General features: G+C 47.4%; 9 protein-coding genes and 1 pseudogene. 9 read left to right on the top strand and 1 reads right to left on the bottom strand.

What is annotated here, in order from left to right; all coding sequences use genetic code 11:
* The first annotated feature begins 146 nt into the window (after positions 1 to 146).
* Positions 147 to 332, top strand: a complete 186-nt coding sequence (locus DW677_RS17005) for a hypothetical protein (protein WP_117567888.1) — start codon at positions 147 to 149, stop codon at positions 330 to 332.
* 104 nt (positions 333 to 436) lie between these two features.
* Here the strand turns inward: DW677_RS17005 and DW677_RS17000 are convergent, their stop codons facing one another.
* Positions 437 to 874, bottom strand: coding sequence for a MerR family transcriptional regulator (locus tag DW677_RS17000; RefSeq protein WP_117567887.1), 438 nt, complete (start codon positions 872 to 874; stop codon positions 437 to 439).
* A gap of 61 nt (positions 875 to 935) precedes the next feature.
* Between DW677_RS17000 and DW677_RS16995 the strand changes: the two genes are divergently transcribed.
* The 8 genes and pseudogenes from DW677_RS16995 to DW677_RS16960 form a co-directional block, all read left to right on the top strand.
* Positions 936 to 1520 carry a flavodoxin family protein gene (locus DW677_RS16995; RefSeq protein WP_347473201.1) on the top strand — a complete coding sequence of 195 codons (585 nt, stop codon included), beginning with the start codon at positions 936 to 938 and terminating at the stop codon, positions 1518 to 1520.
* A 3-nt stretch (positions 1521 to 1523) separates the two neighbouring features.
* A pseudogene (locus DW677_RS16990) lies at positions 1524 to 2044 on the top strand (carboxymuconolactone decarboxylase family protein).
* Positions 2041 to 3018, top strand: coding sequence for an alpha/beta hydrolase (locus DW677_RS16985; protein WP_207658991.1), 978 nt, complete (start codon positions 2041 to 2043; stop codon positions 3016 to 3018). Before DW677_RS16990 ends, DW677_RS16985 begins: the two are co-directional and overlap by 4 nt.
* A 462-nt stretch (positions 3019 to 3480) precedes the next feature.
* The gene (locus DW677_RS16980) at positions 3481 to 4608 is read left to right on the top strand and encodes an aminotransferase (RefSeq protein WP_117567884.1); all 1128 of its coding nucleotides are present in this window, start codon (positions 3481 to 3483) and stop codon (positions 4606 to 4608) included.
* A 17-nt stretch (positions 4609 to 4625) separates the two neighbouring features.
* The gene (locus tag DW677_RS16975) at positions 4626 to 5609 is read left to right on the top strand and encodes an ornithine cyclodeaminase family protein (protein ID WP_117567883.1); all 984 of its coding nucleotides are present in this window, start codon (positions 4626 to 4628) and stop codon (positions 5607 to 5609) included.
* A 351-nt stretch (positions 5610 to 5960) separates the two neighbouring features.
* Positions 5961 to 7112 carry an AAA family ATPase gene (locus DW677_RS16970; RefSeq protein WP_117505044.1) on the top strand — a complete coding sequence of 384 codons (1152 nt, stop codon included), beginning with the start codon at positions 5961 to 5963 and terminating at the stop codon, positions 7110 to 7112.
* 12 nt (positions 7113 to 7124) lie between these two features.
* On the top strand, positions 7125 to 7643 hold the full coding sequence (locus DW677_RS16965) for a hypothetical protein (RefSeq protein WP_117567882.1): 519 nt from the start codon (positions 7125 to 7127) through the stop codon (positions 7641 to 7643).
* Between the two features lie 185 nt (positions 7644 to 7828).
* On the top strand, positions 7829 to 8013 hold a 185-nt coding region (locus DW677_RS16960; RefSeq protein WP_278287006.1), incomplete at its 3' end, for a maltose acetyltransferase domain-containing protein.

Genomic DNA, 8013 nt, shown 5'->3' with positions numbered 1-8013 from the left:
GGCAAGCTCTGCGCCTCCGACCACGCAATGAACGCCATCGATGAAATGAGTGCGCTGAACCGGGATCTCAAGGAATTTTTCGATGCGAACGGCGCAGCCTACCCGGTATGGCAGGCACTGGAAGCGGAAGCCGGGAGGTATCTGCAATGAAATACGCTGGAATGCCCTTTGGAATGTGGGCGCTGTTTGCCGGTTCCTTTCAAAAGCAGCTGATCGCGGTGCTGGGCTATGATGCAGACACTGCAAAAGCCATACAAAGATTCAAAACTACGTGTGGGATGTCCGGCGATTTATCTTGCTCACTAACTTGGTCACTGACTAAGTTTTTCTGACTACCAGTTTACAGAAAACAGAATAGAATCGTCTTCGATGCCTCGTTGGGAAACCAACGGGGTATTTTTTGCTCTGAATCAGACGATACATAGCACGGGAAAGGTTAGCTATGCGCGTTTTCATATGCTTTTTGGATTCCCTCCGGCAAGTGGTCGGGAATCAGTGCCTTTAGTCTGTCCTCGCTGCCGTCTTGGATTGCCTGCTCATAATACCAGCACTTGAATTTCAGCATATCCAGTGCCCGGTTCATGTGCGCAATCTCTGCTTCCATGTGGGCTTTCCGCTCCTCAAACATGGCCTTGCGCTGTGGATAGGTGGACGGACCCTCAGCACACCAATCCATGAACTGCCGGATGTCCTTGATCTCCATGCCGGCCTTTTTCAGACATTCAATGACCCGGAGTGCTTCAATCTCCGTGTCACCGAATTTGCGGATGCCGGACACCCGTTCCATGTTCGGAAAAAGTCCCTGTTTATCATAATAGCGCAGCGTGGAGATAGGCAATCCGAACATCTCTGCTACCTGTCCAATTGAATACATAAATTTCCCTCCAAAAAAATTTCAAAAACATCTTGACCTAAAGTTAGGTTCAGGTATTACTATGAGAATAACACAGAGAATATCAAAATGCAAGGAGTGTTTTACAATGGATAAAAAGGTGCTGATCATTTCTTCAAGTCCCCGTATGGGCGGCAACTCCGAAACGCTGGCGGCAGCGTTTGCCAAGGGCGCACGGGAGGCGGGCCATCAGGTAGAAACTGTGTATCTGCGAGAAAAGCAGGTTGGCTTCTGCAAGGGCTGTCTTGCTTGTCTGAAGTTGGGGCACTGCGTCATCCGGGACGATGCCGTGGAAATTGCTGCCAAAATGCACGATGCAAATGTGCTGGTGTTCGCAACGCCCGTCTACTATTACTGCGTCAGCGGTCAGCTCAAGACTATGCTGGACCGTGCCAACCCATTGTTCGATACGGACTACGCCTTTACGAAAGCCTATCTGCTTGCAACAGCGGCAGAGAACGCACCGGAGACCTTTGCGGGCACAGAGAAGGCTGTGCAGGGCTGGGTAGACTGCTTCCCACGCTGTGCGCTGGTGGGCACAGTGTTTGCAGGCGGTATGAACGGCGCGGGTGAGATCGCCGGACATCCTGCACTGGAGCAAGCTTATCAGATGGGCAAGGAGGTGTGAGCCATGGCAGTTAAACAAACGGCAGGCAGAGAGGCTTTGGGGGAATTTGCTCCCAAATTTGCGGAATTGAATGATGATGTGCTGTTCGGGCAGGTGTGGAGCAGGGAAGACAAGCTTTCCCTGCGAGACCGCAGCATTGTAATAGTGGTGGCGCTGATGGCGCAGGGGCTGACGGATTCGTCCTTTCAGTACCATCTGACAACTGCAAAGAACAACGGTGTGACCAAAACGGAAATTGCGGAGATCCTGACCCATGCGGCATTTTATGCAGGCTGGCCCAAGGCATGGGCTGCCTTCCGTATGGCAAAGGAGGTATGGGCGGAGGACGATGCTGCCGACGCAAAAGCCAAGCATCAGAATGAAATGGTCTTTCCCATTGGGGTGTAAAACACTGGCACGGTGCTGCGCCGGATAGCAGGTTCTCTCATCTGGCGGTAGAGGTTCCGGGGGATGAAACCTCCAATGAATGGTTGGAAGCCGTGGACAGCACAGCATATTTTAAGGCAACAGGCAAGGAGGTCTGAATATGGAAAAACTGAATCTGACACAGGAATGGGACAAGGTGTTCCCGAAAAGCGACAAGGTGGATCACAAGAAAGTAACCTTTCATAACCGCTACGGCATCACATTGGCGGCGGATATGTATACGCCAAAGAGTGTGGTGGACAAGCTGCCCGCTATTGCCGTCAGCGGTCCGTTCGGCGCGGTAAAGGAGCAGTCCTCCGGTCTGTATGCGCAGAAAATGGCGGAGCTTGGCTTCTTGACGATTGCCTTTGACCCGTCCTACACCGGAGAGAGCGGCGGTACACCCCGCTATGTCGCTTCGCCGGACATCAACACCGAGGATTTCTGCGCAGCGGTAGACTTCCTCTCCGTGCAGGAGAATGTTGACCCGGAGCGCATCGGTATCATCGGTATCTGTGGCTGGGGCGGTATGGCGATCAATGCCGCTGCCATTGACACCCGCATCAAAGCTACTGCGGCTATGACCATGTACGACATGACCCGTGTAACGGCCAACGGATATTTTGATGCTGAGGATTCTGAGCAGGCACGCTTTGAGAAGAAAAAAGCCATGAATGCACAGCGCATCGAGGATTATAAAAGCGGAAGCTATGCGCTGGCGGGTGGTGTGGTTGATCCGCTGCCGGAGGACGCACCGCAGTTTGTAAAGGACTATTATGCCTACTACAAAACGCCACGTGGCTATCACTCCCGCAGCCTAAACTCCAACGGTGGTTGGAATGTGACCTCCTCGCTGTCGTTCCTGAATATGCCGATCTTGCAATACAGCAGCGAAATCCGCTCTGCTGTGCTGCTGGTACACGGGGAAAAGGCGCACTCCCGCTATTTCAGCGAAACAGCGTACAGCAAGCTGACCGGCGATAACAAGGAATTGCTCATTATCCCCGGTGCAAATCACACTGACCTTTACGATCAGATGGGCATCATTCCGTTTGAAAAGCTCAACGCATTCTTTACGGAGTATTTGAGATAAAGCGGCATATTATGTGTTTTTGCGTAAGCATCTGGAGGAAGGCGTATATCAAGTTTCTGCTGTTTCTGCATCGGATGTACTGAAACGAAATATTTAAGCCATTGAAGAATCGGAATTTGTCTACGATACGTGTAGGTTTGTCAATGATGTGTTACCCATAAGGAAAAGCATTTAGGAAGTAGTCCGGAGATTTCCGGTTAAGTGGCCGGATAGAAAAATGATTGTAAGTGCGTTCTCGGACGGCAAGTTACCGTTTGAAGTTTCGGGAAATCGTCTTGACGATGTGCAGCTTGTGTAGTATTATAAAGGCGATTAAATATTGAAACCCTCTCCACCACCGGGTGGAGGCCAAAGGGCACACAGAGTTTTTCCGTAGGTACGGCATGGTTCACCATGTTATAAGGAAAAGCTCTGTGTGCCCTTTTCTTTTTTATCATGTACCATTACAAGGAGGAAAAAGCAATGAAAATCAAGCCGTTTGCCGTAGAAGAATGGATGAACGCCTGGGAGGTCGGCGCAAAGTATAACATCGCTGAAACATGTGTGGACTCCATCAGTATGAACGAGCTATTCGAGCTGACAGGGGAAGATAAGACAGAATTTTTGAATCGTTTGTGCGCACGCCGTCTGAGCTATGGCGATATTGAGGGTTTGCCAGAATTCCGTAAAGGTGTCTGCGGCCTTTACAAAACGCTGAACATTGAAAATATTGTGCCGACTCATGGGGCATCCGGAGCAAACCATCATGTATTCTATTCGCTGATCTCTCCCGGTGATCGTGTAGTGAGCATCATGCCGACATATCAGCAGCTTTATTCCATCCCGGAATCCTATGGAGCAGATGTTCAGATCCTTCATCTGAGTAAGGAAAACAATTATTTGCCGGACTTAGAAAAACTGCGCCGTTTGGTGACACCTAAAACAAAAATGATCTGCATCAATAACCCTAACAATCCTACGGGTGCGCTGATGTCTGAGAAGATGCTCCGGGAGATCGTGGAGATTGCGCGTTCCGCAGATGCCTGGATTTTGTGCGATGAAGTCTATCGTCACCTTTCACAGGAAGATGGCTGGTGTCCTTCCATTGTGGATCTGTATGAAAAGGGCATTTCGGTGAGCAGTATGTCAAAGGTTTTTTCACTGGCTGGTCTTCGGCTTGGTTGGATTGCAACGCACGATATGAGCGTTGTAAAGAGCTGCCTTTCTCATCGGGATTATAATCTTGTGAGCTGCGGTGTATTCGATGAAATGCTGGCAGCAGCTGCGCTGAAGCACCGCGATAAGCTGCTGGAACGCAGCCGAAAGATCGTCCGGGAGAATTTGCAGATTCTGGACGATTGGGTCGGCAGCGAACCGCACGTCAGCTATGTAAAGCCGAAAGCCGGCACTACGGCATTGGTTTATTATGATCTGGACATTTCTTCCTACGAATTCTGCGAAGAAATGTACAAGAAGACCGGCGCGTTTGTGACTCCCGGTGACTGCTTTGAAGTGCCGCACAGTATGCGCATCGGTTATGCCTACGGAAAGCAGGATCTGATCGATGGCCTCAAGGCCATCAGCGAGTATATTGCAATGAAAACCCGGTAAAAGAAAGGAGAACCCCGATGAATATTCCCTATATTTTCGCAGAAGAAGTTCGAAAAAATCTTTCGATGGAAGATGCGATCCAATGCACAGAGAATGTTTATAAGCTGAAAAGTCAAGACAAAACCGTTGTATGGCCTACCATTTTCTATGAATTCGACCCCGGCCATGCAGATATGGATATTAAATCCGGTTATCTGCCGGAACAGCATATTTTCGGCCACAAGACGGTTGCGTTCATGGAAGCAAATGTGCAAAAAGGCCTGCCGGATCTTGTGGGTCTGATTGCCGTGTTCAGCTCGGAAACCGGTATGCCGCTTGGCCTTGTGGACGGCTCCTCTGTGACCGGAATGCGCACTGGTGCGGCAGGAGCCATTGGTGCAAAATATCTGGCCAGAAAGAATTCCCAGAACGCTTTGATCGTCGGCACCGGCAATCAGGCACCTTTCCAGATTGCTGCGTTGCTGAAGGTGTTTCCCACGCTGGAAACGATCCGGATCGACAATCCGCATAACGCAGGACATGCTGCTGCATTTGCGTCGAAGATTCGCGCAATGCTGCAAACCGACTTTGCAATTGAGGCAGCCTCGGTAACCTTCGAAGGAGTTTCTGATTTGAAAGAAGCCGTATCCGACAGCGACATTATTATCACAATCACGCCTTCCCACACCCCGCTGATTCAAAAAGAATGGGTCAAACCCGGCACACATTTTTCCTGCATTGGTGCTGATATGGCGGGCAAAGAAGAAATTGATTCCCAAATTTTTGAGGATGCCATTGTTTTTGTGGACGACCTCGAACACTGCAGGAACGCCGGAGAAATTGAGATTCCCTTGAAGCAGGGCACATTGTCTGAAGATCGAATCTATGGAGAGCTTGGTGATCTCATTCTTGGAAAGGCTGCGGGTCGTAAAAGCGATACCGACATCACGGTGTTTGATTCTACTGGCATGGCACTTTTGGATCTTGCCGTGGCAGATTTCCTGCTCAAGAAAAATATGTGAGAATGGGAAGAAGATGGAGCAACCCTGGGAGGATAAGTGATGAGCAATGTTCTGGAAAATAGCCTTTTGATTCAGGACAAGGTGTAAGGGTGATTTCTAAGAGAAGAAATTCCTTTCAAAAAAGATAAGAAACAGGACATTGGAATTCCGTGCCCTGTTTCTTGTTTATTCGATACGGACGGTAATGTATCATTGATTACGGCTTTCGCCGCATGGAACGGATACTTTGTAGTGTCAAAAACAATTTAGAAAATAAAAACGGAAAATCCGTTGATATTTTCTGGTTTGCGGCGTATAATAAGATTATAAGAAAATAAAAACGAAAAAACTGTTTTTAGAGGAGGACTACCTATGAAAATACTCCGCATCACCGCACAAGGACTCCCATTATTCAAAAAAGACTTGGATATTTGCTTTTATACGCAGCAACGTGTTTGCGAAGAGGACAAAGATAGTCTTTACCGTTTGACGGATAACTACTATCTCCACTCTGCCTGTGCTTTCATTGGAATTAACGCATCTGGCAAGACCTCGGTATTAAAGGTCATTAGCTTGGCCTTAAATATTGTGAAAAATGAGCCCATCAATCATGTGGAGGCAAAAAGCATTCTTGGCGGAGCGAAGAATGCTACAATCCGCACATATTTTTATGATAAGCGCAGCTACGTCTGCTGCTTGGAAACTGTAATTGCAGCAAAGAAGTCGAAAACAGGGGAATATATGTATTCGATTCTGTCTGAAAGCCTTTGGGAAAAACCAATTGCAACCGTTAAGTCGAAAAAGTATCTGACAGATTTTACAGGAATGAAGCCTGTAGAGCAGCGCAATAGTGATGAAGCATACCTTTCTGATGATGTCAGCTTTGTCATTGCACATAATAAAAAAGCGAATGATACAGTGGAAATATTCAGCCTGCTTTCCTATACGAATGTGAATGTGCTTCCATTTACCGAAGATATTCCATTGGAGGTAATTGCATTTCTCGATCCAACCATTGAGAAATTGTGCTTTGAACAGACAGAGGGAAAAACATTTATCCACTTGAAGTTTAAGGATGAAGAAGAGATTATCCTGAATAATGCGGCAGACCTTGAGCAGTATCTGTCCTCTGGTACGATTAAGGGCATTATTACATTCTCGATGGTAAAGGAAGTTCTTCATTCAGGTGGTTATCTTCTGGTAGATGAAATAGAGAATCATTTCAACAAGGAAATTGTAACGACCTTAGTGCGCTTCTTTATGGACAGCCGACTGAACAAAAATGGCGGAACGCTTATTTTCACTACGCATTATCCGGAACTGCTGGACGAATATGACCGAAATGACGGAATTTGTATCGTTAGAAACCGTAATGGCATTACAGCAGAAAATTTGAGCTATATATTGAAACGTAATGATATTAAAAAGAGTGATGCTTACCAGAGCGGCTTCCTTGAGGGAACAACGCCAGCATATGAAGCGTATATGCGCTTGAAGAAAAGCTTGGCTGCTTCGATCAATTAAGGAGACAGCAGAATGGAATTAGCAAAATACAAGGCGTGTATATGTGAAGGCTCTGCCGAAGAAGCTATTATCGACATACTGGTTGATAATGATCTTCTGATTTTCAACAGAGAAGAAATGTTGGAAGAATGTGTTATCCGTTGCAGAAGTGCTAAACGATTCGAGGAGCGATACTTACGGAAAGGATTCGATGAGCAGATTTCTGTGATACGGATTTTGGATTCTCGCAGAGAGGAATTTCGATTGAGTAAAGCATATGAGCAGAAAATTGACGTGGTAAATGTCATTACTGCTCCAGAAATTGAAATGTTGATTATTCATGCGGAAGGAGCATATGATCAGTTTAAGCGTTCTGGAAAAAAACCAAGCGAATTTTGTAAAACAAATCTTCGGATGCATGATGTGAAGTCGTATGATTTTGTGAAGCAGTATTTCAGTAACCCTCAGCTCTTGGTGAAAGCCATAAAAGAGTATCGCAGAACAGCAAATATCCCCAAAGGAGAATGCAGCTTGTCTGATTTGCTGAGATGATCGTCTTTGATGCCTCGTTGGGAAACCAACGGGGTATTTGTTTGCACCAATCAGGCTGCACAGAGCACTGAAAAAACCAAAACGAACCGTAGGTAGTCCTGCAAGCGGACAAACAAATGAGGGCGGGAAAAGCAGCCTATTACACACCGACAGAGAATGTGGTATAATCCTTGAGAAAACATTGTATGGAAAGGACAAACACGATGAATGCTCTGGATATTATGAAACGCCCTGCCGCCTACGTCAGCGGCTATGAAAACACCCCCACGGAGGAACAGAACCGTGCAAAGCAACTGTGCTGGGAGTACAACCGCACTGCTCCCAACGAACAGGAAAAGCGGCGCAGCATCCTGCAGACCCTGCTGGGCAC

Source organism: Clostridium sp. AM25-23AC (genome assembly GCF_003435125.1).
In the GTDB taxonomy this organism is placed as follows: domain Bacteria; phylum Bacillota; class Clostridia; order Lachnospirales; family Lachnospiraceae; genus Pilosibacter; species Pilosibacter fragilis.
This window is presented reverse-complemented; position numbering and strand designations above follow the sequence as displayed.

Excerpts from the sequence above, each read along its gene's own strand:
- DW677_RS17005 (WP_117567888.1), top strand. The coding sequence starts at position 147 with ATGAAATACGCTGGAATGCCCTTTGGAATGTGGGCGCTGTTTGCCGGT.
- DW677_RS17000 (WP_117567887.1), bottom strand. The coding sequence starts at position 874 with ATGTATTCAATTGGACAGGTAGCAGAGATGTTCGGATTGCCTATCTCC.
- DW677_RS16995 (WP_347473201.1), top strand. The coding sequence starts at position 936 with ATGAGAATAACACAGAGAATATCAAAATGCAAGGAGTGTTTTACAATG.
- DW677_RS16980 (WP_117567884.1), top strand. The coding sequence starts at position 3,481 with ATGAAAATCAAGCCGTTTGCCGTAGAAGAATGGATGAACGCCTGGGAG.
- DW677_RS16975 (WP_117567883.1), top strand. The coding sequence starts at position 4,626 with ATGAATATTCCCTATATTTTCGCAGAAGAAGTTCGAAAAAATCTTTCG.
- DW677_RS16970 (WP_117505044.1), top strand. The coding sequence starts at position 5,961 with ATGAAAATACTCCGCATCACCGCACAAGGACTCCCATTATTCAAAAAA.
- DW677_RS16965 (WP_117567882.1), top strand. The coding sequence starts at position 7,125 with ATGGAATTAGCAAAATACAAGGCGTGTATATGTGAAGGCTCTGCCGAA.